This is a genomic window from Rossellomorea aquimaris, from assembly GCF_003315075.1.
Classification (GTDB): domain Bacteria; phylum Bacillota; class Bacilli; order Bacillales; family Bacillaceae_B; genus Rossellomorea; species Rossellomorea aquimaris_C.
Genome location: NZ_QNRJ01000019.1, coordinates 36,384 through 62,267 on the forward strand (window position 1 = coordinate 36,384; position 25,884 = coordinate 62,267).

Sequence of the window (25,884 nt, forward strand, 5' to 3'; positions counted from 1 at the left end):
CCACAGGGCGAAGCCCGAGGAGGCTCACCGCCCACCCCGCGGAAAGCGAGCTGCCTGCAGTGGAAATCAACATGCACTCACTCATGAACATGTATTTAGGCAACTCCAAGTCATAAAACAATATATACTATCTATAAATTATAGCCACAAAAAGTTATGTAATGATCGTTATATTAAATATTGTGAAAATAACACATAACCTTGAAAATTACACGCTTCGTTTGTATAATAGAGAAAGTGTGCAAAACATAAAGATTTTGCAAGAAACAGTTGCATCTTCTAGGTGTTTTAGTTATAATAGACAATGTTGGTCTTTGACTGCGATGAAACAGAAGGTTGCTGACACACACGGCCGCTTTGCCATGGCGAGTGTGTGGGAAATTTCTGTGGAGAATGTCTATTCAAAAATAGGCGATAAAGGAGGGAAAATAATGGCAAAACAAAAGATTCGTATCCGTTTAAAGGCTTATGATCACAGAATTCTTGATCAATCAGCTGAGAAAATTGTTGAAACAGCAAAACGTTCTGGTGCGGCGGTTTCTGGACCGATCCCACTACCGACTGAAAAGTCTGTTTACACAATCTTACGTGCTGTGCACAAATACAAAGATTCTCGTGAGCAATTCGAAATGCGTACTCATAAACGCTTAATCGACATTGTAAACCCAACACCTCAAACAGTTGATGCGCTTATGCGTTTAGACTTACCATCAGGTGTAGATATCGAAATCAAACTTTAATTCATAAAAACCATAATTATTAGGAGGTGTGACTTATGACCAAAGGAATCTTAGGAAGAAAGATTGGTATGACTCAAGTTTTCGCTGAAAACGGTGATCTTATCCCTGTAACTGTTATCGAAGCTGCTCAAAACGTGGTACTTCAAAAGAAATCTGTCGATGTTGATGGCTACACAGCTATCCAAGTAGGTTTTGAAGACAAACGTGAAAAGCTTTCTAACAAACCAGAGAGAGGCCACGTTGCTAAAGCTGAAACTGCTCCTAAGCGCTTCATCCGTGAAATCCGCGGTGTAAACGTAGAAGAGTACGAAGTTGGTCAAGAAGTCAAAGTTGATATTTTCGCGGCAGGCGAAATCGTAGATGTAACAGGAGTTTCAAAAGGTAAAGGATTCCAAGGTGCTATCAAGCGTCATAACCAATCTCGCGGACCTATGTCCCATGGTTCTCGTTACCACCGTCGTCCTGGTTCAATGGGTCCTGTTGATCCAAACCGTGTATTCAAAGGTAAATTACTACCTGGGCGTATGGGCGGAGAGCAAGTTACAATTCAAAACCTTGAAATTGTAAAAATCGATGCTGATCGTAACCTTATCTTAGTTAAAGGTAATGTACCTGGACCTAAGAAACAACTGATCAAAGTAAAGTCTGCTATTAAAGCAAACTAATAGAACTTTTCAAGAAAGGAGGAAACAAGAATGCCGAAAGTAGCATTATTTAACCAAAGCGGTTCTAAAGTTGGTGATATCGAACTTAATGACACTGTTTTTGGTATCGAACCAAACAAACATGTAATGTTTGAAGCAGTATTGATGCAAAGAGCTTCTTTACGTCAAGGGAATCACAAAGTAAAAAATCGTTCTGAAGTACGTGGCGGTGGGCGTAAGCCTTGGCGTCAAAAAGGAACTGGCCGTGCTCGTCAAGGGTCAATCCGATCTCCACAATGGCGCGGTGGTGGTACTGTATTTGGACCAGTTCCACGCAGCTACAGCTACAAACTTCCTAAGAAAGTTCGTCGCTTAGCGATTAAATCTGCTCTTTCTTCTAAAGTAGTAGAAGAAAACATTTTAGTATTAGAAGCATTATCATTCGATGCTCCTAAAACAAAAGAATTTGCTAACGTTCTTAAAGGTCTTTCTGTTGATTCTAAAACTTTAGTAATCACTGATGGTATCGACGAAAACGTAGCACTTTCAGCTCGTAACATCCCTGGTGTAACTGTTGTTCCTGCTGATGGAGTTAGCGTTCTGGATGTATTAGGACACGACAAACTAGTGATCACTAAATCAGCTGTTGAAAAAGTAGAGGAGGTGCTTGCATAATGGATGTACGTGAAATCATTAAGCGCCCCGTAATTACAGAGGCTTCAACTGATCTTATGTCTGAGAAGAAATATACTTTCGAAGTTGATACTAGAGCGAACAAAACTCAAGTAAAAGACGCTGTTGAAGTAATCTTTGACGTAAAAGTAGATAAAGTTAACATCATGAACTACAAAGGTAAGTTCAAACGTATGGGTAAACACGCTGGTTACACTAACAAGCGTCGTAAAGCAATCGTTAAGCTTACTGCTGATAGTAAAGAAATCGAATTCTTTGAAGTATAAAATTCTTTAATTAAGAAGAGGAGGGAAAAACATGGCGATTAAAAAGTATAAACCTACCTCTAATGGTCGTCGCGGCATGACTAGTTCTGATTTCGCTGAAATCACTACAGATTCTCCGGAAAAGTCACTTTTAGCACCCCTACACAAAAAGGGTGGCCGTAACAACCAAGGTAAGTTAACAGTTCGTCATCAAGGTGGCGGTCATAAGCGCCAATACCGTATCATCGATTTCAAACGTGAAAAAGATGGTATACCTGGACGCGTTGCTACGATCGAATACGATCCAAACCGCTCAGCTAACATTGCACTAATCAACTACGCTGATGGGGAAAAACGTTATATTCTTGCACCTAAAACACTTGTTGTAGGTATGGAAGTAATGTCTGGACCTGAAGCAGATATCAAAGTGGGTAACACATTACCACTTATCAACATCCCAGTTGGTACAATCGTACACAATATTGAACTTAAACCAGGTAAGGGTGGCCAGTTAGTTCGTTCTGCTGGAACATCTGCTCAAGTACTTGGTAAAGAAGGTAAATATGTACTTGTACGTCTTAACTCTGGTGAAACTCGTATGATTCTTTCTGCTTGTCGTGCTACTGTAGGTCAAGTTGGAAATGAACAACACGAACTTATCAACATTGGTAAAGCCGGACGTTCTCGTTGGTTAGGTAAACGCCCAACAGTTCGTGGTTCTGTAATGAACCCTAACGATCACCCACACGGTGGTGGTGAAGGACGTGCTCCAATCGGACGTAAATCACCAATGTCTCCATGGGGTAAACCTACTCTTGGATACAAGACACGTAAGAAAAACAACAAATCTGATAAATTTATTGTGCGTCGTCGCAAAAAATAACGGGATTGTACTACGGTTCCTGAAAAGAGCCGTAGATCAATCACGAAGGGAGGTTCAAACATGGGTCGTAGCTTAAAAAAAGGACCTTTTGTTGATGATCATTTAATGAATAAGGTTGAGAAATTGAACGAAACTGAAGGCAAACAAGTTGTTAAAACTTGGTCTCGTCGCTCAACGATCTTCCCAGCATTCATCGGTCACACTATCGCAGTTTACGATGGTCGTAAACATGTACCTGTATACGTCACTGAAGACATGGTAGGACACAAGCTTGGTGAATTCGCACCATCTCGTACTTACAAAGGTCACGCAAGTGATGATAAGAAAACAAGACGCTAATTGAGAGGAGGGTATCCTAATGCAAGCAAAAGCTGTTGCAAGAACAGTACGTATTGCTCCTCGTAAAGTACGTTTAGTCGTTGATCTAATCCGAGGTAAGCAAGTTGGAGAAGCGGTTGCTATCTTAAAGCATACACCTAAAGCTGCTTCACCAGTAATCGAAAAAGTACTTAAGTCTGCTATTGCGAACGCAGAGCACAACTTTGACATGGATATTAATAGCCTAGTGGTAACTGAGGCTTATGTAAATGAAGGACCAACACTTAAACGTTTCCGTCCTCGTGCGATGGGACGTGCAAGTCAAATTAACAAACGTACAAGTCACATTACACTTGTCGTATCAGAAAAGAAGGAGGGATAAGCTGTGGGTCAAAAAGTACATCCGGTCGGACTTCGTGTCGGTATAATCCGTGATTGGGAATCTAAATGGTACGCAGATAAAGATTACGCTAATCTATTACACGAAGACATTAAAGTACGTGAATATATTGCAAAACGTTTAGTAGACGCTTCTGTTTCTAAAGTAGAAATCGAACGCGCTGCAAATCGTATTAACATTACTGTTCATACAGCTAAGCCTGGTATGGTTATCGGTAAAGGTGGTACAGAAGTTGAAGCTCTTCGTAAAGCTCTTAACGAACTTACTTCAAAACGTGTACACATCAACATCGTTGAAATCAAAAGAGCTGACGTTGATGCTAAACTAGTAGCAGAAAACATCGCTCGTCAATTAGAAAACCGTGTTTCTTTCCGTCGTGCTCAGAAGCAATCAATTCAACGCGCTATGCGTGCTGGAGCAAAAGGAATCAAAACGCAAGTATCTGGTCGTTTAGGCGGAGCAGATATCGCTCGTGCAGAACATTACAGTGAAGGTACTGTTCCACTTCATACACTACGCGCTGACATTGACTATGCTCATGCAGAAGCTGACACAACTTATGGTAAGCTTGGCGTTAAAGTATGGATCTACCGTGGAGAAGTTCTTCCTACAAGAAAGAAATCTGAGGAAGGAGGCAAATAATTATGTTATTACCTAAACGCGTTAAACATCGTCGCGAACACCGCGGAAAAATGCGTGGACGTGCTAAAGGCGGTCAAGAGGTAGCGTTCGGTGAATACGGTTTACAAGCAGTGGAAGCTTCTTGGATCACAAACCGTCAAATCGAGGCAGCTCGTATCGCTATGACTCGTTACATGAAACGTGGCGGTAAAGTATGGATTAAAATCTTCCCTCATAAACCTTACACTGCAAAACCTTTAGAAGTACGTATGGGTTCAGGTAAAGGTGCTCCAGAAGGTTGGGTAGCAGTAGTTAAGCCTGGAAAAATCATGTTTGAAATCGCTGGTGTGTCTGAAGAGGTAGCTCGTGAAGCACTTCGTCTAGCATCACACAAACTTCCTATCAAAACGAAGTTTGTAAAACGTGAGGAAATTGGTGGTGAATCAAATGAAAACTAATGAAATTCGTGACCTAACCACTGCTGAAATTGAACAAAAAGTAAAAACTCTAAAAGAAGAGTTATTTAACCTTCGCTTCCAACTTGCGACTGGGCAATTAGAAAACACAGCTCGCATCCGTGAAGTCCGCAAAGGGATCGCTCGTATGAAAACTGTAATCCGTGAAAGAGAGATCGGGGTTAACAATCGATAAATGAGAGGAGGTTTGCTTAAATGAGTGACCGCAACCAACGTAAGGTATACACTGGCCGTGTTGTTTCCGACAAAATGGATAAAACAGTAACGGTTATGGTAGAAACTTATAAAAAGCATTCTCTATACGGCAAGCGCGTTAAGTACTCTAAGAAGTTTAAAACTCATGATGAGAACAACGAAGCAAAAGTAGGAGATATCGTACGTATCATGGAGACTCGTCCACTATCTGCTACAAAACGTTTCCGTTTAGTAGAAGTTGTTGAAAAAGCAGTTATTATCTAATATATTTGTTCGGATATTTTATATTCCGAAGGGAGGTTACCTACATGATTCAACAAGAATCACGTTTAAAAGTTGCTGACAACTCTGGTGCTCGTGAAGTATTAACTATCAAAGTGCTTGGTGGTTCTGGACGCAAAACAGCTAACATCGGTGATGTTATCGTGTGTACAGTAAAACAAGCAACACCAGGTGGCGTTGTTAAAAAAGGTGACGTAGTAAGAGCGGTTGTTGTACGTACTAAATCTGGTGTACGTCGTCAAGACGGTACTTACATTAAGTTCGACGAGAACGCTTGTGTAATTATCCGTGACGATAAGGGACCACGTGGTACTCGTATCTTCGGACCTGTTGCTCGCGAACTACGTGACAGCAACTTTATGAAAATTGTATCTTTAGCTCCAGAAGTTCTTTAATAGATATTAGCATTGGGCCATTCAAGGAGGTGCGATGAAATGCATGTAAAAAAAGGCGATAAAGTAATGGTCATTACTGGGAAAGATAAAGGCAAAACAGGTGTTGTTCTTGCTTCATTCCCTAAGAAAGACCGAGTGCTAGTTGAAGGAATTAACGTTGTGAAAAAACACGCTAAGCCTTCACAGATGAATCCGCAAGGCGGAATCATCAGCCAAGAAGCATCTATCCATGTATCAAATGTTATGCTTCTAGATCCGAAATCCAACGAGCCAACTCGTGTAGGATATAAGACAGAAGACGGCAAAAAAGTACGTGTAGCAAAAAAATCAGGTGAAGTTCTAGATAAATAGTACGATTAAGAAGGGAGGTATTCTGAATGAACCGCCTAAAAGAAAAATTTCAACAAGAAATCAGTCCAGCTCTAGTGAGCAAATTCAATTACAAATCAGTAATGGAAGTACCTAAAGTTGAAAAGATCGTTGTCAACATGGGTATCGGTGAAGCTGTTCAAAACTCAAAAGCTCTTGATGTAGCTGTTGATGAGTTGACTCAAATCACTGGTCAAAAGCCAGTTGTAACGAAAGCTAAAAAATCTATCGCAGGCTTCCGTCTTCGTGAAGGTATGCCTATCGGTGCAAAAGTTACTCTTCGTGGAGAGCGTATGTACCAATTCTTAGATAAATTAATTTCTGTTTCACTTCCACGTGTACGTGACTTCCGTGGTGTTTCTAAAAAAGCATTCGACGGTCGCGGTAACTACACATTAGGAGTTAAAGAGCAATTGATTTTCCCTGAGATTGACTATGATAAAGTGTCTAAAGTACGTGGTATGGATATCGTAATCGTAACAACTGCGAACTCAGACGAAGAAGCTCGTGAATTATTGACACAAATCGGAATGCCATTCCAAAAGTAATCGCTATATAAGGGAGGCGAAAATGTGGCTAAAAAATCTATGATTGCGAAACAAAAACGCACGCCAAAGCATAATGTTCAAGCGTACACACGTTGCGAACGTTGCGGACGTCCTCATTCAGTTATCCGTAAATTCAAGCTTTGCCGTATTTGTTTCCGTGAACTTGCATACAAGGGTCAGATTCCTGGCGTTAAAAAAGCTAGTTGGTAATACCCTATTTTGGGAAGGAGGTAAATTATTATGACAATGACAGATCCAATTGCAGATTTGCTTACTCGCATCCGTAATGCGAACATGGTTCGTCACGAAAGATTAGAAGTTCCTGCTTCTAACATCAAGAAAGAAATTGCAGAAATCCTTAAACGTGAAGGTTTCGTACGTGACGTAGAATATGTAGAAGATAACAAGCAAGGTGTTATCCGCATTTTCTTAAAATATGGAGCAAACAACGAACGTGTAATTACTGGATTAAAGCGTATCTCTAAACCTGGTTTACGTGTATATGCGAAATCTACAGAAGTACCTAGAGTATTAAACGGTCTAGGTATCGCACTTGTTTCTACTTCTACAGGTGTTTTAACTGACAAAGAAGCTCGTGCTCAACAAGTAGGCGGAGAAGTACTAGCTTACGTTTGGTAATATTTTTTATATGAATGGAGGTGCAACAGGATGTCACGTGTAGGAAAACTACCAATCGAAATTCCATCTGACGTTACTCTAACAGTAGGTGAAGAAAACACTGTAACTGTAAAAGGACCTAAAGGGGAACTTTCTCGTACATTCAATTCTGATATTAAAGTAGAATTAGAAGGAAACGTAGCAACAGTTACTCGCCCTTCTGATGCAAAAGAACACCGCGCGTTACACGGTACAACTCGTGCCCTAATCGCGAACATGGTTGAAGGTGTATCTAAAGGATTCCAAAGAAACCTTGAGCTAGTCGGTGTAGGTTACCGTGCTCAAAAACAAGGTACTAAGCTTGTACTTAACGTTGGTTACTCTCACCCAGTTGAGATCGAACCAGAACAAGGTATCGAGATCGAAGTACCGGCAAACACAAAGATATCTATCAAAGGTATCGATAAAGAACGTGTTGGAGCATTAGCTGCAAACATTCGTGCTGTACGCTCTCCTGAGCCTTACAAAGGAAAAGGTATTCGCTACGAAGGTGAATATGTTCGTCGTAAAGAAGGTAAAACAGGTAAATAATGCCGCGTAGGCAAAAGAAAGGAGTGACCGTAGGTGATTACTAAGCCAGATAAGAACAAAACACGTAAGAAGAGACATGCTCGTGTCCGTTCAAAAATTACTGGAACTGAAACTCGTCCTCGTTTGAACGTTTTCCGTTCTAACAAAAATATCTACGCTCAACTTATCGATGACGTGAACGGTGTTACTCTAGTAAGTGCATCTTCTCAAGATAAAGATTTCGATCTAGACTCAGCAGCTACTATCGATGCAGCAGCAAAAGTTGGAGAACTAGTTGCGAAACGTGCAGTAGATAAAGGAATGAAATCCGTGGTATTTGACCGTGGAGGATATTTATATCATGGCCGTATCAAAGCTTTAGCTGAAGCAGCTCGTGAAAACGGCTTAGAATTTTAATAAAAAAAGGAGGGACAATCCAGATGCGTCGTATTGATCCAAGTAAACTAGAATTTGAAGAACGCGTAGTTACAATCAATCGTGTTGCGAAAGTTGTTAAAGGTGGACGTCGTTTCCGTTTCGCTGCTCTTGTAGTAGTAGGCGACAAAAACGGTCACGTTGGTTTCGGAACTGGTAAAGCTCAGGAAGTACCTGATGCAATCCGTAAAGCGATTGAAGATGCGAAGAAAAATCTAATTGAAGTTCCTATGGTTGATGGTACTACACCTCACCTAGTAACTGGACGATTTGGTGCTGGTCAAATCCTGATCAAACCTGCTTCTGCGGGTACAGGAATCATTGCCGGTGGACCTGTTCGTGCCGTACTTGAATTAGCTGGTGTTCAAGATATCCTATCTAAGTCTTTAGGATCTAACACTCCAATTAACATGGTTCGCGCTACTATCGAAGGTTTAAAACAATTAAAGCGTGCTGAAGACGTTGCAAAATTACGTGGTAAATCAGTAGAAGAGATATTAGGATAAGGGAGGGATAACGATGGCTAACAAACTAGAAATTACCCTCACTCGCAGTACAATCGGTCGTCCACAAGATCAACGTAAAACGGTTGAAGCTTTAGGACTTCGCAAAATGCATCAAACAGTTGAACAACAAGATAATGCTGCTATCCGCGGTATGATCAACAAAGTTGCTCACCTTGTAACGGTTACAGAAAAATAATCGATTTCTTTCGAAAAAAAAGGAGGTGCCGACATGAAATTACATGAGTTAAAGCCTACAGAAGGTTCACGTAAGGTCCGCAATCGTGTAGGACGTGGTATTGGTTCAGGTAATGGAAAGACTTCTGGTAAAGGTCATAAAGGACAAAACGCTCGTTCAGGTGGCGGAACTCGTCCTGGCTTTGAGGGTGGTCAAACACCATTATTCCAACGTCTACCAAAACGTGGATTCACGAACATCAATCGTAAAGAATATGCAATCGTCAACCTTGACGCATTGAATCGCTTCGAAGATGGTACAGAAGTTACTCCAGCTCTACTTGTAGAAACTGGCGTAGTGAGTAACGAAAAAGCGGGAATTAAGATTCTTGGTAAAGGTTCAATCGAGAAAAAGCTTACAGTAAAAGCACAAAAATTCTCAACCACTGCTAAAGAAGCTATCGAAGCTGCTGGCGGTACATCCGAGGTGATCTAATGTTTCAAACTATCTCCAATTTTATGCGCGTGGGTGATATAAGAAATAAAATTATTTTCACCCTTCTAATGTTAATAGTCTTCCGTCTTGGTACCTTCATTCCGGTGCCAAACGTAGACGCTAATGTATTGAAAATGCAAGACCAGGCAGGAATTCTCGGATTCCTTAATACATTTGGTGGCGGTGCACTGCAAAACTTCTCCATCTTTGCGATGGGAATTATGCCTTACATTACCGCTTCAATCATCGTACAACTCCTGCAAATGGATGTTGTTCCGAAGTTTACAGAGTGGTCTAAGCAAGGTGAAGTCGGACGCCGAAAATTAGCTCAGTTCACACGTTATTTCACCATCGTTCTCGGATTTATCCAAGCTTTAGGTATGTCCTATGGTTTCAATAGAATATATGGTGGAATGCTTATCCAAAGCCCAGGAGTTAGTACGTACCTACTAATAGCTTTAGTTCTAACAGCTGGTACGGCTTTTCTTATGTGGTTAGGTGAACAAATCACGGCTAAAGGTGTCGGGAATGGTATTTCGATCCTGATCTTTGCAGGTATCGTTGCTGCTATCCCTAACACAGTAAACCAAATCTATGCTCAACAAATTGAAGGGGCAGGCGAACAGCTTTTCCTTCGAATTGTGGTTCTTGCACTTCTTGTTTTAGCAGTTATTGCAATCGTTGTTGGTGTCGTGTTTATTCAACAAGCACTTCGTAAAATTCCGATTCAATATGCAAAACGTTTAGTGGGGCGTAGTCCGGTTGGTGGACAATCAACACATCTACCGTTAAAGGTAAATGCTGCGGGTGTTATTCCAGTTATCTTTGCGATATCTTTCATAATCACGCCACAGACCATTTCATCTTTCTTCGGGGAAAATGATGTGACAAGTACTATCCAGTACATCTTTGATTACACTAAACCAGTTGGTATGATCATCTATGTAGCTCTGATCGTTGCCTTTACGTATTTCTATGCTTTCATTCAAGTGAATCCAGAACAAATGGCTGAAAACTTGAAGAAGCAAGGTGGATATATCCCTGGTATTCGTCCAGGTAAAACCACACAAGAGTATCTCACTCGCGTTCTGTATCGTCTAACATTTGTTGGGGCAATCTTCTTAGCTGTCATCTCGATACTTCCTGTTTTCTTCATTAACTTTGCGGGATTACCTCCTGCAGCTCAAATCGGTGGAACAAGCTTACTCATCGTAGTAGGGGTTGCACTTGAGACAATGAAGCAACTGGAAGCGCAGTTAGTGAAACGTCACTACAAAGGATTTATTAAATAAGAGGGTTTTCGGGAACGTTTTGTTCCTGAAGCCATTTTATAGACAATTAGGGGGAGTTCGAGAGTGAATATAGTTCTTATGGGCTTACCAGGCGCAGGAAAAGGCACTCAAGCAGAAAAGATCGTAGATAAATATGGTATCCCCCATATATCTACTGGCGATATGTTCCGTGCAGCTATTAAAGGCGGTACTGAACTAGGCTTGAAGGCTAAATCATTCATGGATAATGGCGATCTTGTTCCTGATGAAGTAACAATCGGTATCGTTCGTGAACGTTTAAGCAAAGAGGACTGTGAAAAAGGCTTCTTACTGGATGGGTTTCCAAGAACGGTTGCTCAGGCAGAAGCACTTGAAAACATCCTGGCTGATCTTGGTAAAAAAATGAATTATGTCATTAATATAAATGTAGATAAGGACATCCTGATGGAGCGCTTGACAGGTCGCAGGATCTGTAAAGAGTGCGGCGCTACTTATCATCTTGTCTTTAATCCGCCAACAGAAGAGGGCGTTTGTGATCGCTGCGGCGGAGAGTTATATCAACGCGCAGATGATAACGAAGAAACGGTTCAAAACCGTTTAGACGTAAACATCAAGCAAACTCAACCACTATTGGCTTACTACGAAGACAAAGGCTATCTGAAAAACATTGACGGTCAACAAGACATCCATAGAGTGTTTGATGACATTGATGAACTACTTGGAGGCCTTTCATAATGATCATTTCTAAAACTCCGAGAGAGATTGAGATTATGCGGCAAGCTGGAAAGATTGTGGCATTAACTCATGCGGAATTGCAAAAGCATATTTCTCCGGGAATATCGACGAAGGAATTGGATGCAATTGCTGAAAAATTCATTCGTAAACATGATGCAATTCCATCTTTTAAAGGGTATAATGGGTTTCGTGGCAGCATCTGTGCTTCCGTCAACAATGAGTTGGTTCATGGAATTCCAGGCGATCGGGTTTTAAAGGATGGCGATATAATCAGCATCGATATCGGTGCTAAATATAACGGTTATCACGGTGACTCCGCTTGGACATATCCAGTTGGAACAATAGATGATGAAACCCAGAAGCTTCTGGATGTTACGGAAGAGTCATTATTTCTGGGACTTAAGGAAGCTAAACCAGGCGAGCGTCTGTCGAATATCTCTCATAGTATACAAACATTTGTTGAGGCTAATGGCTTTTCTATCGTTCGAGAGTATGTGGGGCACGGAGTTGGTCAAGACTTACATGAGGACCCGCAAATTCCTCATTATGGACCACCCAACAAAGGTCCTCGTTTAAAGCCTGGCATGGTACTGGCTATTGAACCAATGGTTAATGCAGGAAGTCGATATGTTAGAACGTTATCAGATAACTGGACAGTCGTCACAGTAGATGATAAAATGTGTGCGCACTTTGAACACACCATTGCAATTACTGAAGGCGGCTATGAGATATTGACGAAAGCCTAAGTGAAGGTGATTGGATTGATCGACTCAGATTCGACGATTCCGGGGATCGGCCAGATTGTTCAAACCCTTAAAGGGAGAGAAACAGGAAGCTACTCGGTCGTTGTTCAGCAATTGGATGAACGTTTTGTACTCATAGCAGATGGAGATCGAAGAAAGTTTGATCGCGCCAAGCGAAAGAACATCGCTCATCTTCACTTGTGTGACTATGTTTCTCCAGAAGTTCAAAACAGTATTATAGAAACAGGAAGAGTTACGAACGGTAAACTGCGTTATGCTGTTTCAAAGTTTGTTAACGAAGTTTTAAATGATGAGAAGAAGGGAGACATGTTCGATGGCTAAGGATGATGTAATTGAAGTTGAAGGTAAGGTCGCTGAGACTTTGCCCAATGCGATGTTTAAGGTAGAATTAGAAAATGGTCATACAGTACTGGCGCATGTTTCAGGAAAGATCCGTATGCATTTCATTCGTATCCTACCTGGTGACAAGGTAACAGTAGAATTATCACCGTATGACTTAACTCGTGGTAGAATCACTTATCGTTATAAATAATCTATTGCACTCCGTACTATTAAGGAGGTTAGAATAAGATGAAAGTTAGACCATCTGTTAAGCCAATCTGCGAAAAATGTAAAGTTATTCGTAGAAAAGGTAAAGTCATGGTTATCTGTGAAAACCCTAAACACAAACAAAAACAAGGCTAATCTTAAAGGAGGTGCGCTATCACTATGGCACGTATTGCTGGTGTAGACATTCCACGTGACAAACGTGTTGTCATTTCATTAACATACATCTACGGTATTGGTAAAAATACTGCAGCGAAAATCTTATCTGAAGCTGGTGTATCTGAGGATACTCGCGTTCGCGATCTTACTGACGACGAACTAGGAAAGATTCGTGATATCGTTGATAAATTAAAAGTAGAAGGTGATCTTCGTCGTGAAGTATCACTAAACATCAAACGTCTTATGGAAATCGGTTCATACCGCGGTCTTCGTCACCGTCGTGGACTACCTGTTCGTGGACAACATACGAAGAACAATGCTCGTACACGTAAAGGTCCTCGTAAGACTGTAGCTAACAAGAAAAAATAATAGGTAAAGGAGGTTACTTCTTAGTATGGCACGTAAAACAAACACTCGTAAACGTCGTGTGAAAAAGAATATCGAAGCTGGTATTGCACACATTCGTTCTACATTCAATAACACAATCGTAACTATTACTGATGTTCACGGAAATGCTATTGCTTGGTCAAGTGCAGGTTCACTAGGATTCAGAGGTTCTCGTAAATCCACTCCATTCGCAGCGCAAATGGCAGCTGAAACTGCAGCAAAAGCTTCTCAAGATCATGGTTTAAAAACTCTTGAAGTAACAGTTAAAGGTCCTGGTGCTGGTCGTGAAGCAGCTATCCGTGCTCTTCAAGCAGCAGGTCTAGAAGTTACTGCAATCAGAGACGTTACTCCAGTTCCTCATAATGGATGCCGTCCACCAAAACGTCGCCGCGTTTAATTTTTCTGTATAAATTTTGTATCGTTGTCTATAATGGGATATGATACAAGATACGTTCATTCAGAAAAGTAACCAGTTGTTGGTGCACAATAGGGAACGTAAACATGGGGAATTTCGGACTTTAACTTATTTAGCCCGGAGTTTCGACGTTTTGAAGGAGGGTAAATATTAATGATCGAAATTGAAAAGCCAAAAATTGAAACGGTTGAGATCAGCGATGATGCCACATATGGAAAGTTCGTCGTAGAACCACTTGAGCGTGGATATGGTACAACTTTGGGTAACTCCTTACGTCGTATCCTACTATCGTCACTCCCAGGTGCTGCTGTCACATCTATTCAAATAGATGGAGTACTGCATGAGTTTTCAACAATTGAAGGCGTCGTAGAGGATGTCACATCCATCATTTTGAATATCAAGAAGCTAGCGTTGAAGATCTACTCTGATGAAGAGAAAACGCTGGAAATTGATGTACAGGGCGAAGGAGTTGTAACGGCTGCTGATATTACTCATGATAGTGATGTGGAAGTGTTAAATCCTGATTTACACATCGCAACATTATCTAAGAGTGGACACTTCCGTGTGCGTTTAAGCGCATCACGTGGACGTGGATACAGACCAGCAGATCAGAACAAACGTGAGGATCTTCCTATTGGCGTGATCCCAATCGATTCTATTTACACTCCAGTTTCACGCGTTAACTATCAAATAGAAAATACTCGTGTTGGTCAAATGACGAACTACGATAAACTTTCTCTTGATGTATGGACTGATGGAAGTATTGGACCAAAAGAAGCGATTTCTTTAGGTGCTAAGATTCTAACAGAACACTTAAATATTTTCGTTGGCCTTACAGATGAAGCGCAGAATGCTGAAATCATGGTAGAAAAAGAAGAAGACCAAAAAGAGAAAGTTCTTGAGATGACGATCGAAGAATTAGATCTTTCTGTTCGTTCTTATAACTGCCTGAAGCGTGCTGGAATCAATACTGTTCAAGAGCTTGCTAACAAGACAGAAGAAGATATGATGAAAGTGCGTAACTTAGGACGTAAATCACTTGAAGAGGTTAAAGTTAAACTTGAAGACCTTGGACTTGGCTTACGTAAAGACGACTGATAACATCTTCTTCCATATATAGATTCAACAAAGGAGGGAACCCTTAATGGCTTACAGAAAGTTAGGACGTACCAGTGCTCAACGTAAAGCAATGCTACGTGATTTAGCTACAGACCTAATCATTAACGAGCGCATCGAAACAACTGAAACTCGTGCGAAAGAGCTTCGTTCTGTTGTGGAAAAAATGATCACTTTAGGTAAACGTGGTGACATTCACGCGCGTCGTCAAGCTGGTGCATTCATTCGTAAAGAAGTTGCAAACGCTGAAAACAACCAAGATGCTTTACAAAAGTTATTCTCTGACATCGCTCCTCGTTACACAGAGCGTCAAGGCGGATATACTCGCATTATGAAGGTTGGTCCTCGCCGTGGTGACGGTGCTCCAATGGCAATCATCGAATTAGTTTAATAATTCGTGACTTCTAACATTAAGGGCAGGACAGTTAATCCTTAACTGCTTCTTTGCCCTTTTTGTATAAGTGCATGTTGATGAAAAGCAGAGCGTTACGATGAGCAGCTCCGGCTGACTCGTCTAGCTCGTGCATCCCTTCCAACTTCTATTTTCATAGAAGCTGTTCAGTGGTTGAACAAGAAAAGATCTCTTTTCTTTGGTCGGGGTGCAGGCTTTTTTTTATATGCAGAGTTTTTTTGAGCAGAGTTGAGTATGGATAGCGTAGAGGAGGTTACAGAAATTGAAGGAAATCATTAAAGTAGACGATGTTCATTTCAGATACCCTGATCAGAATTCCTTCGCCCTTGAAGGCATTAGTCTGACTGTCAATCAAGGTGAATGGTTAGCGATTGTAGGTCATAACGGATCCGGTAAGTCGACTCTTGCCAAAATGTTGAATGGGCTTCATTTTCCCGAGAAGGGGAGGGTAACGGTGGACGGGATCGTTCTTGAGGAGAGCTCTATTTGGGACATCCGTTCAAAGCTGGGTATGGTTTTTCAGAATCCCGATAATCAATTTGTTGGTGCTACAGTAGAAGATGATGTGGCTTTTGGGTTAGAAAACCATGGGGTACCTTATGAATCGATGGTACAGCGAGTCAATGATGCTTTAAAAAGTGTCCATATGGAAGATTTTCTTAATCAAGAGCCGCACCATTTATCAGGGGGTCAAAAGCAGCGAGTAGCGATTGCCGGGGTCGTAGCCCTTCAGCCATCGATCATCATTTTAGATGAAGCGACATCGATGCTTGATCCGAAAGGAAGAAAAGAAGTTCTTGAAACAGTACGCAAGCTGAAAGAGGAAGAAAACCTGACGGTGATTTCCATCACCCACGACCTGGAAGAAGCGACAAAAGCCGATCGAATGATTGTATTGAATCAAGGCATGGTCTTTAAGGAAGGAACCCCGGAAGAAATTTTCTTATTAGAGGACGAGTTAATCAAGCTGGGCCTTGACTCTCCTTTTACAATAAAGCTTGCTGGAGCCCTTAAAGAGGCAGGGATACCCTTGTCTAAAACCTATTTTACAGAAGAAGAGTTGGTGGATGAATTATGCAAATCACATTTCAACAGGTAGAATACCGGTATTCATTCAACACTCCATTCGAAAAGCTTGCCCTGCAAGATATCAATCTTTCCATCCCGACAGGTCAGTTCCTCGCAGTGATTGGTCACACCGGTTCAGGGAAATCAACACTCCTGCAGCATTTAAATGGACTGTTAAAGCCAACGGAGGGCCTCGTACAAGTTGGAGAGCATCAAATAAAAGCCAAACAAAAGGCAAAAAGCTTAAAGCCGGTCAGACAGAAGGTAGGCATCGTCTTTCAATTTCCCGAGCATCAGCTGTTTGAAGAAACCGTACTTAAAGACATCTGTTACGGACCAATGAACTTTGGAGTATCCGAAGAAGATGCGATAAGAAGAGCCAAGGAACTGATCGTAAAGGTTGGACTTTCAGAAGAAGTACTTCATAAATCCCCTTTTGATTTATCAGGGGGACAAATGAGACGTGTGGCCATTGCGGGTGTACTTGCAATGAATCCTGAGGTCATTGTCCTCGATGAACCTACTGCTGGACTCGATCCAAGGGGTCAACGTGAAATCATGGACATGTTTTATGAGCTTCATAAAGAAAAAGGACTGACGACCATTCTCGTCACCCATAGCATGGAAGACGCTGCTCATTATGCAGAAGAGATTGTGATCATGCAGAAAGGCCGTCTTAAGAGAAAAGGAAGTCCTGAGGAGATATTCTCTTCGGCGGATGAACTGTTTGAGATGGGATTGGACGTGCCCGACGTCGTTCGTTTTCAATATCAATTTGAACACAAATCAGGAATGAAGCTACCGAAAACCTGTTTAACGATAGAAGAATTAGCTTCAGCCATCCGTACAGTCAGTGACGGAGGTGAAGTCCTATGATGGAGAAAATGATCTTTGGTCGCTACGTACCTGCTAAATCCATCCTTCATCAGATGGATCCGAGGGCAAAACTATTATTTATCTTTGGATTTATATGTGTCGTCTTTCTCGCAAATAATTTTGTTACGTATGGATTGCTCGGTCTTTTTACGTTTGGCGCACTCATTCTTTCCAATCTTTCCTTGCGTTTTATTATCGGCGGATTGAAGCCTATCCTATGGTTGATTCTGTTTACGTTCTTTTTACACGTGTTCTTCACCAAGGAAGGCCCCGTCATCCTGGACTTAGGCGTATTATCTGTTCATGAAGAGGGGTTAAGGCAGGGGATCTTTATTTCTTTACGATTCTTTTATCTGATTCTCGTCACGTCTTTATTAACGCTGACGACCTCCCCCATTACGATTACGGACGGTCTCGAGACGCTTTTGAACCCACTGAAAAAAGTGAAGTTTCCCGTTCATGAGCTGGCTCTTATGATGTCGATTTCCTTACGGTTCATTCCGACTTTGATGGAGGAAACGGATAAAATCATGAAGGCACAAATTGCAAGGGGAGCTGAGTTTTCTTCCGGTCCTATCAAAGATCGGATCAAAGCCATCATCCCTTTACTGATTCCTCTTTTCGTCAGTGCCTTTAAACGTGCAGAGGACCTGGCAACAGCCATGGAAGCAAGAGGGTATCAAGGTGGAGAAGGCAGGACGAAATACCGGCTGTTATCCTGGCACAAGAAGGATACAGGGGCGTTAGTGGTACTGGCCTTTCTAACAGTTATATTGATTATTTTTAGAGGATAACGGGGGTGTCGTGTATGCAGAGAGTGAAGTGTACCATCGCTTATGATGGCACCTATTTTCATGGTTATCAGGTACAACCCAATCAGCGAACCGTCCAGGGGCTCATAGAAGATATTCTGTCCACGATCCATAAAGGGGAAAGAATCCGGATCAGTGGGTCGGGTCGGACCGATGCTGGTGTTCATGCGAACGGTCAGGTTTTTCATTTTGATACACCCTTGTCCATCCCTGAAGAGAAATGGCCGGTCGTGCTGAATACACGCTTACCGGATGAAGTAACCGTTAAAGAAGCTGAGTTTGTTCTAACTGATTTCCACTCAAGGTTCTCTGTCGTACAGAAGGAATATCGCTACCGTGTATATACGGGAGAGTCGAGAAGCCCGTTTAACCGTCACTTCTCCCTTCACTATCCCTACACTTTATCTGTGACGGATATGGAGCATGCTGCACGACACCTAATCGGAGAGCACGACTTCACGAGCTTTTGTTCGGCTAAGACGGAAGTAGAAGATAAAGTAAGAACGATTCACCATATTGACATTCAAGAACATGAAGAAGAAATCGTTTTTTCTTTTGTAGGGAATGGATTTTTATACAATATGGTGAGGATACTGGTTGGTACCTTATTAGAAGTAGGTTCCGGGGATTTACCGGTAGAGAAGATCCATGAAATACTGGAAGCAAGGGATCGCAATAGGGCAGGGAAGACAGCGCCACCCCATGGGTTATATCTGTGGAAGGTTGATTATGGTTGTAATCAGAATTAGTGGGTGTTTAACATTCTGAAAGATAGTTTATATTAGCACCCTTGAAGTTGATTGGAGCGGAAGGTGCTCGACTCCTGCGGGAATAGCGGGACAGGTGAGACCCCACAGGCGAAGCCGAGGAGGCTCACCGCCCGCCCCGCGGAAAGCGAGCACCTGGAGCGGAAATCAACCACTACTATTTAGGTATTGACATATCTTCTCGTAACCATAAAATGAATTGGTTAAATAAAGATGATAATCAAGTTTCAAAAAAAATTCTAAAACAACTAATCCTGGTGTAACATTCTCTTGACAATAGTCTGGGAACAAGATAATATAGCATATGGTATGTTATTAACCCCACGATAAGCCCCGGAAACTTATTGTGATTAGAAAATAAATACTACGGATTCATTAAATAGGAGGTTAAATCATGCGTACAACGTATATGGCAAAAGCCAACGAAATCGATCGTAAATGGTTCGTTGTAGATGCTGAAGGCAAAACTCTAGGACGTTTAGCTAGTGAAGTCGCTTCAATTCTACGCGGAAAACACAAACCAACATTCACACCACATGTTGACACTGGTGATCATGTAATCATTCTTAATGCTTCAAAAATTGAACTAACTGGTAAAAAGTTAACGGATAAGATCTACTACCGTCACACTAATCACCCAGGTGGTTTAAAACAACGTACAGCATTAGAAATGCGTACAAACTACTCAGAGAAAATGTTAGAGCTTACTATCAAAGGTATGCTTCCAAAAGGTTCTCTAGGTCGTCAAATGTTCAAGAAATTACATGTATATGCTGGAGCAGAGCATAAGCATCAAGCACAACAACCTGAAGTTTACGAACTTCGTGGATAATTAATAAGAGGAGGTTATTATCTTGGCTCAAGTTCAATATTACGGAACTGGTCGTCGTAAGAGCTCAGTAGCTCGTGTACGTTTAGTACCAGGTAACGGAAACATTGTTATCAATGATCGTGAAGTAGAAGTATATATCCCATTCGCAGCACTAAGAGAAGTAATTAAGCAACCACTAGTTGCAACTGAAACTCTTGGTAACTATGATGTTTTAGTAAACGTTCATGGTGGAGGCTATTCTGGTCAAGCTGGTGCGATCCGTCACGGAATCGCTCGTGCTTTACTACAAGCAGACCCTGAGTACCGTGGATCTCTAAAACGCGCTGGATTATTAACTCGTGACTCTCGTATGAAAGAGCGTAAAAAATACGGTCTTAAAGGTGCACGTCGCGCGCCACAATTCTCTAAGCGTTAATTATTATTTCAAACAAAAGCTCAACCGATTCATTCGGTTGGGCTTTTTTTGTTATGTGGGAGAGGGACGGACCTTCTGTTTCGCGTGAAACAGAAGGTCCGTCCCTCAAGAAAATTGGTAACAGTTACTCGAATGAAGTGGTGTGTTAAGTAGGAAAATACGTTCAAAGGGGTGGATGACTTTTGAACGTTATTACAACTTTCAATACAAAGAGAAGAGAAAAGCAAATTAAGACGGAAAGAACATTGCTGAAAGAGATTTCGATTAAAATGCTTCAGGAGAGTGTCCGGAAGCATTTTGGATATATAAAGGTTCAAGGCGGCGTATTTATGCAGCAGGGCTTTGATGAGGCATGCTTTGATGTGGCCATTGAAGCCTATCTGCTCGGTGGGAAGGTCAGCAAGTTTGGTTATACGGGCGAATCCTCCGACCTCGTGAAAAAGCGGTGCGAGGAAGAATTAAAACACTTTATTGATACCCTTTATAATTTTTGGTTGTATTGGTCAGAGATGGGCGTCTCTAATCAAGTGGATGAATCCTTTTATTTCTGCTGCGAGCACTTTGTGGAAACATGGTGGTCAGAAGGCTATGAAAAGGGGATCAAGCGTCATAAACTGCGTTTGAATTAATCATTTCAGTTCTAAAAATCATTCTCGTCCCATATTTTTTAGTAAGGACAGCGGAGCTATAAAAAGGTTTTACTCCGGGTTGAAACTGAAATGGGAGGACTGGAATGATTCAGAAACTAAAGATTATCGGGATGATTTCTGCACTGGCGATATTATTATTCATTATTCAATATAAGATTCTGGACAAGGATACGTGGGATTCCTGGAATCTCCCCTTATCAGGTAAAATCATCTATATAGATCCCGGACATGGCGGGCCGGACGGTGGGGCTGGTGATCAGAATGCCCTCGAAAAGGACATCGCTTTAAATGTGTCTCTGATGATAAGGGATTATCTCCAGGAACAAGGGGCTCTCGTGATCCTGACACGTGAAAAAGACGAAGATCTTGCCGATGAAGGAACCAAAGGATACAGCCGCCGGAAAGTGGGGGATTTAAAGAAGAGGCTAAGCTTAATCAATGATTCTGAAGCAGACTTATTTTTAAGTATCCATCTGAACTCCATTCCATCTGCTAAGTGGAGCGGTGCCCAAACATTCTATAATCCAAAGTATAAAGAAAATAAAGCCCTTGCAAAAGCCATTCAAGGAGAGCTTACACGTAATTTAGAAAACACCACACGTGAAGCGAAGGGCATTCAAAATGTGTATATCTTAAAACACGCCAAAAAGTCAGGAGCCTTAGTGGAAATCGGATTTTTATCCAATCCGGGCGAGCGGGCTAACTTACTTAAAGAAGACTACCAGCAAAAAATCGCTGCCTCTGTATATCAGGGAGTTCTCGATTATTTAACAATGGAAGATGAAGACGAAGAAAAGGCTGACGAGGAATAACCTCTCAGCTTTTTTTAGTGAATCATTTTATTATTCAACAAAAGCATTCAAAACCTTTTGATCATTCATTCAACTGAGAATATGTTATACTGAAAGCAGATTGGTTGAAAACGAATACATAGAAAAGGGTGGTTATTCATGTTAACTGAACAACAGACACGCGAACTTTTATTTGGATTAAAAGATCCTTTTTTAAATAAAACGTTAGAAGAAACAAATGGTATCGCAGAAATTTCAATTAAGGAAGAAAAGAAGCATGTAAGTGTGAAAATCGCCATTGCCAAGACAGGTACTGGGGAACAAATGCAATTCCAACAAAAGATCGTCCAAGTCTTAAAGGATAACGGAGCGGAATCTGTCGGGATCCGGTTCACGGAGCTTCCACAGGAAGAGCTTGAAAAGCATAGAGGATCCGCTGGACAAGGAACGGATCTTTTGTCACCTGCAAGTAAAACAACCTTTATTGCGATTGCCAGCGGTAAAGGTGGAGTAGGAAAGTCGACGGTATCTGTTAACTTAGCTGTGTCGTTGGCCCGTCAAGGCAAAAAAGTCGGGCTCGTGGATGCAGATATTTACGGGTTCAGTGTTCCGGATATGATGGGAATCGTGAAACGACCGGTTGTTCGGGGAGAAAGAATTATTCCGGTAGAACGTTTCGGTGTAAAAGTCATCTCTATGGGCTTCTTTGTTGAAGACAATGCCCCTGTTATTTGGAGAGGGCCGATGCTCGGGAAAATGCTGAATAATTTCTTCTCAGAAGTAGAGTGGGGAGAGCTGGACTATTTGCTATTGGACCTGCCGCCGGGAACAGGAGACGTTGCCCTTGATCTTCACACGATGCTTCCACATTGTAAGGAGATCATCGTAACGACGCCGCATCCAACAGCAGCATTCGTAGCGGCTCGAGCTGGCGCCATGGCCCTGCAAACCGATCATGACATTCTCGGTGTGGTTGAGAACATGTCCTATTTCGAAAGTAAATTAACAGGCGAAAAAGAATTCGTATTCGGTCAAGGTGGAGGAGAGAAGCTGACGGAAGAACTCCGTACCGATTTATTAGGCAAGCTTCCCCTTCAACAGCCTGATTGGAACGAAGAGGATTTTGCTCCTTCCATTTACGCAGAGGACCACCGTTTAGGGCAGATCTATGGTGACATCGCTCATAAAGTGATTGAAAAACTCTCTTAATGAAATGTATAAAAGGACAAATGCGTTGGAATCTCCACGCATTTGTCCTTTTTAAATCTTATTGGCTTCCGCCGCCACTGCCTGTACCACCAGTATCTTCAGATCCGCCTTGTCCCCCGGAAGAGGATTCTTGACCTCCACCTCCACTTTTACCGCCGTCTTTCATTTCTCCGGCAGCCTTCAACAATACATCCTGAAGTTTAGCCTTGAACAGAGGGCTTTCAAATGTTTCCGTAATGACTTTTTGCAGATGCTCCCTATATTCTTGGCTTTTTAATGCTTCAGTCAGTTCCTTCTTGAATTCAGGGTCCTTAAACAGATCCATCATCATTTTTTGATACTCAGGATCCTTCATGAGGTCTTTGAGCAATTTTTCATTTCCATCCTTCATGCTTTTCGCCATCGCTTCGGCAAACTTAGGGTCTTCGAAGGATTTCTTCCAGAATTCAGTTCCTTTTTCAGAGGTCAACGTCTTTGAAATCGTATCTGTCACAACCCCTTGGTCCATAATAAGCTCTGATTTCATTTTTTCATCAGACATGACTTCCTGAATCGCTTTTTTACCATCATCTGTCTTTAATATATCGACAACCATTTTCTTGGTTTCTTCATAATCCATTTTGCCACTGCCTGTATCCCCACCACCGCCACAAGCGGATAGAAGAAAAATCGTCAGTAGAAAAAGAAAGGAATATCTTTTCATGGGTAGGCTCCTTCCATACAAATTCCCTTACCCTTAATATGAGAAATAACGAAAAAAATATGCACAAGGAAAATTGGAACCTGGATTTTTTACAGTGGCGTTGGTACAATCAAAAGAGTGTATATTTTTTTATTTGGAGGAAAATAGAAGTGACCATCCGCAATTGGATTCGTTTTTTCATTCATACGTTAGTGATCGGTGGAGCCGTGACTGCCATCGCCGCACTTCTCATTAGATGGGATCAGTTCGGCCCATACATTCAAGACGGAAACGTGATTGGCATATTATCAAGTCTACTTTGGTTTATATTTGTAGGTTTCACATTTAGTGTAATCAGTCAGATGGGGTACTTCGCTTATTTGACCATCCATCAATTCGGGATGGGAATGTTTAAGGGCTTATGGAATCCCGTTCAAGTGGTCCTGATTGCTCTTGTCCTGTTTGATTTAATCTACTTCCGATTCAGGGCTTTCGCTGAGGAAGGCGAGTCGTATACGCCTTATATTTTTCTGGGGATCGGCATCCTGGTCGTTGGCTTAATCGTAGCTTACATGAAGAATCAGCAATCAGAAACCAAGACGAACACATTTGTGTCTGCCTTATTCTTTATGATTGTGGTAACGACACTGGAGTGGCTTCCGGTCCTATTGGTGAATTCCGTTAAATGGCTGTACCTTATGCTGCTGGCTTTATTGGCATGTAATGCATTCCAGCTTCTGCGTCTTCCTAAATATATCGAGAAGTCCCAATTGGAAAGACAACGTAAGCAGCCAACGAAGAGTTAATACAAATAAAAGCCCGCTGATGAGATCCTTTCATCAGCGGGCTTTTATTACTGTATGAGGGAAGACTTGGCATCCCCGTTTGAAATCATGTCTGAAACCGTAATGAAGTTCCCTTTTCCTTTCAACTCCTTCACGATGGTAGGTAAAGCGGATTTTGTTTGTTTAGCTGAATCCGATGCGTGAAGGAGAATGATGTCCCCTTTTTTGGCTATCTTCACATTATTGATAATTTCATCTACACCAGGATTCGTCCAATCTTTAGAGTCTACACTCCAGTGAACCACTGTAAGTCCAAGAGAGTCGGCTACCTTTAATGTTTCTTTATCAAAATGACCGGTTGGCACGCGTAATAACTTCACATCTTTTACATTCAGCTTCTTAAAAACGGTATCGGCTTTTAAAATGTCCTGCTTGATCTTATTTGGTTCCATATCCGTATAATCGGAATAGGCATAGCCAAGATTTCCGATTTCATATCCCTGCTTCACGATTTGCTCCACTAAATCAGGGTGTCTCTCCGCCCAGGCTCCGGAAAGAAAGAAGGTAGCGGACTGGACATTCATCCTCTTTAATTCTTCAAGGATCGGCCCCGCTTTTTCATCTCCCCAACCAATGTTGAATGTAATCGCGACTCCCTTTTCCCCTTTGTAGATCGCTTTCGGTCCATCCTTCGTACTAAAAACAGAAAGAGTCGAAAGGTTACTGCTATATACAAACAAGGCAGTAAAAAATGAAATCACGATAATCAGACTGATTTGCTTTAACTTCTTAGCATGAACTGTGTGAAACGTATTCAATATTTCATCCCTCCGTTCAACCGTCTATCTCTACTAAAGATATGCATGTCCCCGGAAAAAATATCTATCTTATAAAAAAATGATTATAAATTTCTTTTAATGGAAAAAACTACAAATACAAACATTAAGGGGTGACATACTTGCTGGGGTTAATGATTAATGACAGAGAGAAACAAGAAATAGAGTATTTGCTAAAAAGAGAAATGGATGAAATACTGTTCGATCTAAAAGATTCTCGAATTGATCATATCGTTAAGAGAGCAATGGATGAACGGTACAAAATCTTATTTTCACTCTTTAAAAGGTTTGCCAGTCATAAGGAATGTCTCAAGTATATGAAGACGGCAGCCAAGAAAGAAACATATTGATAAAAATCAGCTTCCGTACATATCCGAACGGGAGCTTTACTATTTATGCCCTAGTAGGGAATGGAGGGAGCGGCTAACTGAATGAAAAGGCGGGAGTGTAAAAGAGGTAATGTGTTTGAAAAATTTTTTAAAAAAAGTTCATGAAATGTATTGACCCCTCCCGATAAACTTGGTATATTAATAAACGTCGCTGAAACGCAATGAATTATTTAGAAGAAACACCAATAATTAATTTCGAAAAACAGTTGACATCACATATGTATATGTGATAAATTAATAAAGTCGCTCCAAACGAAGCGATTGCACATTGAACCTTGAAAACTGAACAAAACAAGACAATACGTCAACGTTAATTCTAGATTTATTTTTAAAGAGCTATTCAAACTTTTATCGGAGAG

Annotated in this window: 44 protein-coding genes; 42 read left to right on the plus strand and 2 right to left on the minus strand. The window is 41.5% G+C overall.

The genetic code is table 11. The features are described from left to right. Positions 1–431 precede the first annotated feature (431 nt). The 40 genes from rpsJ to DET59_RS17600 all read left to right on the plus strand — a co-directional run bounded on the left by rpsJ (position 432) and on the right by DET59_RS17600 (position 22,833). Entirely contained in the window at positions 432–740 is a 309-nt protein-coding gene (gene rpsJ / locus DET59_RS17405) for a 30S ribosomal protein S10 (RefSeq protein WP_007085291.1), read from the plus strand. Between the two features lie 35 nt (positions 741–775). Further along, on the plus strand, positions 776–1,405 hold the full coding sequence (rplC, locus tag DET59_RS17410; RefSeq protein ID WP_113970889.1) for a 50S ribosomal protein L3: 630 nt from the start codon (positions 776–778) through the stop codon (positions 1,403–1,405). Between the two features lie 30 nt (positions 1,406–1,435). After that, entirely contained in the window at positions 1,436–2,059 is a 624-nt protein-coding gene (rplD, locus tag DET59_RS17415) for a 50S ribosomal protein L4 (protein ID WP_113970890.1), read from the plus strand. Further along, positions 2,059–2,343, plus strand: coding sequence for a 50S ribosomal protein L23 (gene rplW / locus DET59_RS17420; RefSeq protein ID WP_113970891.1), 285 nt, complete (start codon positions 2,059–2,061; stop codon positions 2,341–2,343). Before rplD ends, rplW begins: the two co-directional genes overlap by 1 nt. Before the next feature lie 31 nt (positions 2,344–2,374). Beyond that, positions 2,375–3,205 (plus strand): 50S ribosomal protein L2, encoded by an 831-nt coding sequence (gene rplB, locus DET59_RS17425; protein ID WP_113970892.1) that lies wholly within the window; start codon positions 2,375–2,377, stop codon positions 3,203–3,205. Between the two features lie 60 nt (positions 3,206–3,265). Then, positions 3,266–3,544, plus strand: a complete 279-nt coding sequence (gene rpsS / locus DET59_RS17430) for a 30S ribosomal protein S19 (RefSeq protein ID WP_060674120.1) — start codon at positions 3,266–3,268, stop codon at positions 3,542–3,544. 19 nt (positions 3,545–3,563) lie between these two features. After that, positions 3,564–3,905, plus strand: coding sequence for a 50S ribosomal protein L22 (gene rplV / locus DET59_RS17435; protein WP_034765976.1), 342 nt, complete (start codon positions 3,564–3,566; stop codon positions 3,903–3,905). A gap of 3 nt (positions 3,906–3,908) precedes the next feature. Next, entirely contained in the window at positions 3,909–4,565 is a 657-nt protein-coding gene (gene rpsC / locus DET59_RS17440; protein WP_034765973.1) for a 30S ribosomal protein S3, read from the plus strand. Between the two features lie 2 nt (positions 4,566–4,567). After that, entirely contained in the window at positions 4,568–5,002 is a 435-nt protein-coding gene (gene rplP, locus DET59_RS17445) for a 50S ribosomal protein L16 (RefSeq protein WP_044340527.1), read from the plus strand. Beyond that, positions 4,992–5,195, plus strand: a complete 204-nt coding sequence (rpmC, locus tag DET59_RS17450) for a 50S ribosomal protein L29 (RefSeq protein ID WP_032085278.1) — start codon at positions 4,992–4,994, stop codon at positions 5,193–5,195. Before rplP ends, rpmC begins: the two co-directional genes overlap by 11 nt. Positions 5,196–5,215: 20 nt before the next feature. After that, positions 5,216–5,479: a 30S ribosomal protein S17 gene (rpsQ, locus tag DET59_RS17455; RefSeq protein ID WP_032085279.1), complete on the plus strand. Its 264-nt coding sequence runs from the start codon at positions 5,216–5,218 to the stop codon at positions 5,477–5,479. Positions 5,480–5,523: 44 nt separating this feature from the next. Further along, positions 5,524–5,892: a 50S ribosomal protein L14 gene (gene rplN / locus DET59_RS17460; protein ID WP_060674112.1), complete on the plus strand. Its 369-nt coding sequence runs from the start codon at positions 5,524–5,526 to the stop codon at positions 5,890–5,892. 39 nt (positions 5,893–5,931) lie between these two features. Beyond that, positions 5,932–6,243, plus strand: a complete 312-nt coding sequence (gene rplX / locus DET59_RS17465; protein ID WP_034765969.1) for a 50S ribosomal protein L24 — start codon at positions 5,932–5,934, stop codon at positions 6,241–6,243. A 26-nt stretch (positions 6,244–6,269) separates the two neighbouring features. Further along, positions 6,270–6,809, plus strand: a complete 540-nt coding sequence (gene rplE, locus DET59_RS17470; protein ID WP_113970893.1) for a 50S ribosomal protein L5 — start codon at positions 6,270–6,272, stop codon at positions 6,807–6,809. A 24-nt stretch (positions 6,810–6,833) separates the two neighbouring features. Next, positions 6,834–7,019, plus strand: a complete 186-nt coding sequence (locus tag DET59_RS17475; protein WP_010191505.1) for a type Z 30S ribosomal protein S14 — start codon at positions 6,834–6,836, stop codon at positions 7,017–7,019. 30 nt (positions 7,020–7,049) lie between these two features. Next, positions 7,050–7,448, plus strand: coding sequence for a 30S ribosomal protein S8 (gene rpsH, locus DET59_RS17480; RefSeq protein WP_060674108.1), 399 nt, complete (start codon positions 7,050–7,052; stop codon positions 7,446–7,448). A 30-nt stretch (positions 7,449–7,478) separates the two neighbouring features. Further along, positions 7,479–8,018 (plus strand): 50S ribosomal protein L6, encoded by a 540-nt coding sequence (gene rplF, locus DET59_RS17485; RefSeq protein WP_113970894.1) that lies wholly within the window; start codon positions 7,479–7,481, stop codon positions 8,016–8,018. Between the two features lie 33 nt (positions 8,019–8,051). Beyond that, the gene (gene rplR / locus DET59_RS17490; RefSeq protein ID WP_113970895.1) at positions 8,052–8,414 is read left to right on the plus strand and encodes a 50S ribosomal protein L18; all 363 of its coding nucleotides are present in this window, start codon (positions 8,052–8,054) and stop codon (positions 8,412–8,414) included. A 23-nt stretch (positions 8,415–8,437) separates the two neighbouring features. Further along, complete coding sequence (gene rpsE, locus DET59_RS17495) at positions 8,438–8,938, plus strand: 30S ribosomal protein S5 (protein WP_113970896.1); 501 nt, start codon at positions 8,438–8,440, stop codon at positions 8,936–8,938. A 13-nt stretch (positions 8,939–8,951) separates the two neighbouring features. Next, positions 8,952–9,134, plus strand: coding sequence for a 50S ribosomal protein L30 (rpmD, locus tag DET59_RS17500; protein WP_044340532.1), 183 nt, complete (start codon positions 8,952–8,954; stop codon positions 9,132–9,134). Between the two features lie 33 nt (positions 9,135–9,167). Continuing rightward, positions 9,168–9,608, plus strand: coding sequence for a 50S ribosomal protein L15 (gene rplO, locus DET59_RS17505; protein ID WP_113970897.1), 441 nt, complete (start codon positions 9,168–9,170; stop codon positions 9,606–9,608). Continuing rightward, positions 9,608–10,900, plus strand: a complete 1,293-nt coding sequence (secY, locus tag DET59_RS17510; RefSeq protein ID WP_113970898.1) for a preprotein translocase subunit SecY — start codon at positions 9,608–9,610, stop codon at positions 10,898–10,900. Before rplO ends, secY begins: the two co-directional genes overlap by 1 nt. Before the next feature lie 63 nt (positions 10,901–10,963). Continuing rightward, positions 10,964–11,614, plus strand: coding sequence for an adenylate kinase (locus DET59_RS17515; protein WP_113970899.1), 651 nt, complete (start codon positions 10,964–10,966; stop codon positions 11,612–11,614). Beyond that, positions 11,614–12,360: a type I methionyl aminopeptidase gene (gene map / locus DET59_RS17520; RefSeq protein WP_113970900.1), complete on the plus strand. Its 747-nt coding sequence runs from the start codon at positions 11,614–11,616 to the stop codon at positions 12,358–12,360. The genes DET59_RS17515 and map overlap by 1 nt, the downstream gene beginning before the upstream one ends. An 18-nt stretch (positions 12,361–12,378) precedes the next feature. Next, positions 12,379–12,699: a KOW domain-containing RNA-binding protein gene (locus tag DET59_RS17525; RefSeq protein WP_113970915.1), complete on the plus strand. Its 321-nt coding sequence runs from the start codon at positions 12,379–12,381 to the stop codon at positions 12,697–12,699. Continuing rightward, positions 12,692–12,910, plus strand: a complete 219-nt coding sequence (gene infA / locus DET59_RS17530; RefSeq protein WP_034765945.1) for a translation initiation factor IF-1 — start codon at positions 12,692–12,694, stop codon at positions 12,908–12,910. Before DET59_RS17525 ends, infA begins: the two co-directional genes overlap by 8 nt. Positions 12,911–12,948: 38 nt before the next feature. Further along, complete coding sequence (gene rpmJ, locus DET59_RS17535; RefSeq protein WP_003156543.1) at positions 12,949–13,062, plus strand: 50S ribosomal protein L36; 114 nt, start codon at positions 12,949–12,951, stop codon at positions 13,060–13,062. A gap of 24 nt (positions 13,063–13,086) precedes the next feature. Then, positions 13,087–13,452: a 30S ribosomal protein S13 gene (gene rpsM, locus DET59_RS17540; RefSeq protein WP_034765943.1), complete on the plus strand. Its 366-nt coding sequence runs from the start codon at positions 13,087–13,089 to the stop codon at positions 13,450–13,452. Between the two features lie 25 nt (positions 13,453–13,477). Beyond that, entirely contained in the window at positions 13,478–13,867 is a 390-nt protein-coding gene (rpsK, locus tag DET59_RS17545) for a 30S ribosomal protein S11 (RefSeq protein ID WP_113970901.1), read from the plus strand. Between the two features lie 171 nt (positions 13,868–14,038). Then, positions 14,039–14,983: a DNA-directed RNA polymerase subunit alpha gene (locus DET59_RS17550; protein WP_034765941.1), complete on the plus strand. Its 945-nt coding sequence runs from the start codon at positions 14,039–14,041 to the stop codon at positions 14,981–14,983. Between the two features lie 46 nt (positions 14,984–15,029). Beyond that, the gene (gene rplQ / locus DET59_RS17555) at positions 15,030–15,392 is read left to right on the plus strand and encodes a 50S ribosomal protein L17 (protein ID WP_034765940.1); all 363 of its coding nucleotides are present in this window, start codon (positions 15,030–15,032) and stop codon (positions 15,390–15,392) included. 283 nt (positions 15,393–15,675) lie between these two features. Beyond that, a complete protein-coding gene (locus DET59_RS17560; protein ID WP_113970902.1) occupies positions 15,676–16,512 on the plus strand; it encodes an energy-coupling factor ABC transporter ATP-binding protein in 837 nt (278 codons plus the stop codon). Next, positions 16,488–17,357: an energy-coupling factor ABC transporter ATP-binding protein gene (locus DET59_RS17565; protein WP_113970903.1), complete on the plus strand. Its 870-nt coding sequence runs from the start codon at positions 16,488–16,490 to the stop codon at positions 17,355–17,357. Before DET59_RS17560 ends, DET59_RS17565 begins: the two co-directional genes overlap by 25 nt. Then, positions 17,354–18,151 (plus strand): energy-coupling factor transporter transmembrane component T family protein, encoded by a 798-nt coding sequence (locus DET59_RS17570; protein WP_113970904.1) that lies wholly within the window; start codon positions 17,354–17,356, stop codon positions 18,149–18,151. Before DET59_RS17565 ends, DET59_RS17570 begins: the two co-directional genes overlap by 4 nt. Before the next feature lie 14 nt (positions 18,152–18,165). Beyond that, positions 18,166–18,918 carry a tRNA pseudouridine(38-40) synthase TruA gene (truA, locus tag DET59_RS17575; protein WP_113970905.1) on the plus strand — a complete coding sequence of 251 codons (753 nt, stop codon included), beginning with the start codon at positions 18,166–18,168 and terminating at the stop codon, positions 18,916–18,918. Positions 18,919–19,330: 412 nt separating this feature from the next. Then, positions 19,331–19,768, plus strand: a complete 438-nt coding sequence (rplM, locus tag DET59_RS17580) for a 50S ribosomal protein L13 (RefSeq protein WP_113970906.1) — start codon at positions 19,331–19,333, stop codon at positions 19,766–19,768. A gap of 22 nt (positions 19,769–19,790) precedes the next feature. Next, positions 19,791–20,183: a 30S ribosomal protein S9 gene (rpsI, locus tag DET59_RS17585; protein WP_113970907.1), complete on the plus strand. Its 393-nt coding sequence runs from the start codon at positions 19,791–19,793 to the stop codon at positions 20,181–20,183. Between the two features lie 182 nt (positions 20,184–20,365). After that, positions 20,366–20,812 (plus strand): DUF2521 family protein, encoded by a 447-nt coding sequence (locus tag DET59_RS17590; RefSeq protein ID WP_113970908.1) that lies wholly within the window; start codon positions 20,366–20,368, stop codon positions 20,810–20,812. A gap of 104 nt (positions 20,813–20,916) precedes the next feature. Further along, positions 20,917–21,645 (plus strand): N-acetylmuramoyl-L-alanine amidase CwlD, encoded by a 729-nt coding sequence (gene cwlD / locus DET59_RS17595; protein WP_113970909.1) that lies wholly within the window; start codon positions 20,917–20,919, stop codon positions 21,643–21,645. Between the two features lie 138 nt (positions 21,646–21,783). Next, positions 21,784–22,833, plus strand: coding sequence for a P-loop NTPase (locus DET59_RS17600; protein WP_113970910.1), 1,050 nt, complete (start codon positions 21,784–21,786; stop codon positions 22,831–22,833). Between the two features lie 58 nt (positions 22,834–22,891). Here the strand turns inward: DET59_RS17600 and gerD are convergent, their stop codons facing one another. Then, a complete protein-coding gene (gene gerD / locus DET59_RS17605) occupies positions 22,892–23,536 on the minus strand; it encodes a spore germination lipoprotein GerD (RefSeq protein WP_113970911.1) in 645 nt (214 codons plus the stop codon). A 149-nt stretch (positions 23,537–23,685) separates the two neighbouring features. On the opposite strand from gerD, the gene DET59_RS17610 reads away from it, so the two are divergent. Next, positions 23,686–24,321 carry a KinB-signaling pathway activation protein gene (locus tag DET59_RS17610; protein WP_113970912.1) on the plus strand — a complete coding sequence of 212 codons (636 nt, stop codon included), beginning with the start codon at positions 23,686–23,688 and terminating at the stop codon, positions 24,319–24,321. Positions 24,322–24,368: 47 nt separating this feature from the next. Here the strand turns inward: DET59_RS17610 and pdaB are convergent, their stop codons facing one another. Beyond that, positions 24,369–25,118 carry a polysaccharide deacetylase family sporulation protein PdaB gene (gene pdaB, locus DET59_RS17615; RefSeq protein ID WP_113970913.1) on the minus strand — a complete coding sequence of 250 codons (750 nt, stop codon included), beginning with the start codon at positions 25,116–25,118 and terminating at the stop codon, positions 24,369–24,371. Between the two features lie 140 nt (positions 25,119–25,258). On the opposite strand from pdaB, the gene DET59_RS17620 reads away from it, so the two are divergent. Next, complete coding sequence (locus DET59_RS17620) at positions 25,259–25,486, plus strand: hypothetical protein (RefSeq protein ID WP_113970914.1); 228 nt, start codon at positions 25,259–25,261, stop codon at positions 25,484–25,486. Positions 25,487–25,884 lie beyond the last annotated feature (398 nt).

What these genes read in the sequence shown, in the direction of transcription:
- secY (WP_113970898.1), top strand. Translation starts at nt 9,608, where the DNA reads ATGTTTCAAACTATCTCCAATTTTATGCGCGTGGGTGATATAAGAAAT.
- rpsE (WP_113970896.1), top strand. Translation starts at nt 8,438, where the DNA reads ATGCGTCGTATTGATCCAAGTAAACTAGAATTTGAAGAACGCGTAGTT.
- truA (WP_113970905.1), top strand. Translation starts at nt 18,166, where the DNA reads ATGCAGAGAGTGAAGTGTACCATCGCTTATGATGGCACCTATTTTCAT.
- rplM (WP_113970906.1), top strand. Translation starts at nt 19,331, where the DNA reads ATGCGTACAACGTATATGGCAAAAGCCAACGAAATCGATCGTAAATGG.
- rplF (WP_113970894.1), top strand. Translation starts at nt 7,479, where the DNA reads ATGTCACGTGTAGGAAAACTACCAATCGAAATTCCATCTGACGTTACT.
- rpsK (WP_113970901.1), top strand. Translation starts at nt 13,478, where the DNA reads ATGGCACGTAAAACAAACACTCGTAAACGTCGTGTGAAAAAGAATATC.
- rplO (WP_113970897.1), top strand. Translation starts at nt 9,168, where the DNA reads ATGAAATTACATGAGTTAAAGCCTACAGAAGGTTCACGTAAGGTCCGC.
- DET59_RS17565 (WP_113970903.1), top strand. Translation starts at nt 16,488, where the DNA reads ATGCAAATCACATTTCAACAGGTAGAATACCGGTATTCATTCAACACT.
- rplP (WP_044340527.1), top strand. Translation starts at nt 4,568, where the DNA reads ATGTTATTACCTAAACGCGTTAAACATCGTCGCGAACACCGCGGAAAA.
- rplV (WP_034765976.1), top strand. Translation starts at nt 3,564, where the DNA reads ATGCAAGCAAAAGCTGTTGCAAGAACAGTACGTATTGCTCCTCGTAAA.
- rpsQ (WP_032085279.1), top strand. Translation starts at nt 5,216, where the DNA reads ATGAGTGACCGCAACCAACGTAAGGTATACACTGGCCGTGTTGTTTCC.
- rplB (WP_113970892.1), top strand. Translation starts at nt 2,375, where the DNA reads ATGGCGATTAAAAAGTATAAACCTACCTCTAATGGTCGTCGCGGCATG.
- DET59_RS17550 (WP_034765941.1), top strand. Translation starts at nt 14,039, where the DNA reads ATGATCGAAATTGAAAAGCCAAAAATTGAAACGGTTGAGATCAGCGAT.
- rpsJ (WP_007085291.1), top strand. Translation starts at nt 432, where the DNA reads ATGGCAAAACAAAAGATTCGTATCCGTTTAAAGGCTTATGATCACAGA.
- DET59_RS17600 (WP_113970910.1), top strand. Translation starts at nt 21,784, where the DNA reads ATGTTAACTGAACAACAGACACGCGAACTTTTATTTGGATTAAAAGAT.
- rplQ (WP_034765940.1), top strand. Translation starts at nt 15,030, where the DNA reads ATGGCTTACAGAAAGTTAGGACGTACCAGTGCTCAACGTAAAGCAATG.
- map (WP_113970900.1), top strand. Translation starts at nt 11,614, where the DNA reads ATGATCATTTCTAAAACTCCGAGAGAGATTGAGATTATGCGGCAAGCT.
- rplC (WP_113970889.1), top strand. Translation starts at nt 776, where the DNA reads ATGACCAAAGGAATCTTAGGAAGAAAGATTGGTATGACTCAAGTTTTC.
- rpsS (WP_060674120.1), top strand. Translation starts at nt 3,266, where the DNA reads ATGGGTCGTAGCTTAAAAAAAGGACCTTTTGTTGATGATCATTTAATG.
- rpsH (WP_060674108.1), top strand. Translation starts at nt 7,050, where the DNA reads ATGACAATGACAGATCCAATTGCAGATTTGCTTACTCGCATCCGTAAT.
- DET59_RS17570 (WP_113970904.1), top strand. Translation starts at nt 17,354, where the DNA reads ATGATGGAGAAAATGATCTTTGGTCGCTACGTACCTGCTAAATCCATC.
- infA (WP_034765945.1), top strand. Translation starts at nt 12,692, where the DNA reads ATGGCTAAGGATGATGTAATTGAAGTTGAAGGTAAGGTCGCTGAGACT.
- gerD (WP_113970911.1), bottom strand. Translation starts at nt 23,536, where the DNA reads ATGAAAAGATATTCCTTTCTTTTTCTACTGACGATTTTTCTTCTATCC.
- rpsM (WP_034765943.1), top strand. Translation starts at nt 13,087, where the DNA reads ATGGCACGTATTGCTGGTGTAGACATTCCACGTGACAAACGTGTTGTC.
- rplN (WP_060674112.1), top strand. Translation starts at nt 5,524, where the DNA reads ATGATTCAACAAGAATCACGTTTAAAAGTTGCTGACAACTCTGGTGCT.
- rplE (WP_113970893.1), top strand. Translation starts at nt 6,270, where the DNA reads ATGAACCGCCTAAAAGAAAAATTTCAACAAGAAATCAGTCCAGCTCTA.
- rplD (WP_113970890.1), top strand. Translation starts at nt 1,436, where the DNA reads ATGCCGAAAGTAGCATTATTTAACCAAAGCGGTTCTAAAGTTGGTGAT.
- rplX (WP_034765969.1), top strand. Translation starts at nt 5,932, where the DNA reads ATGCATGTAAAAAAAGGCGATAAAGTAATGGTCATTACTGGGAAAGAT.
- rpmJ (WP_003156543.1), top strand. Translation starts at nt 12,949, where the DNA reads ATGAAAGTTAGACCATCTGTTAAGCCAATCTGCGAAAAATGTAAAGTT.
- rplW (WP_113970891.1), top strand. Translation starts at nt 2,059, where the DNA reads ATGGATGTACGTGAAATCATTAAGCGCCCCGTAATTACAGAGGCTTCA.
- cwlD (WP_113970909.1), top strand. Translation starts at nt 20,917, where the DNA reads ATGATTCAGAAACTAAAGATTATCGGGATGATTTCTGCACTGGCGATA.
- rpmC (WP_032085278.1), top strand. Translation starts at nt 4,992, where the DNA reads ATGAAAACTAATGAAATTCGTGACCTAACCACTGCTGAAATTGAACAA.
- rpmD (WP_044340532.1), top strand. Translation starts at nt 8,952, where the DNA reads ATGGCTAACAAACTAGAAATTACCCTCACTCGCAGTACAATCGGTCGT.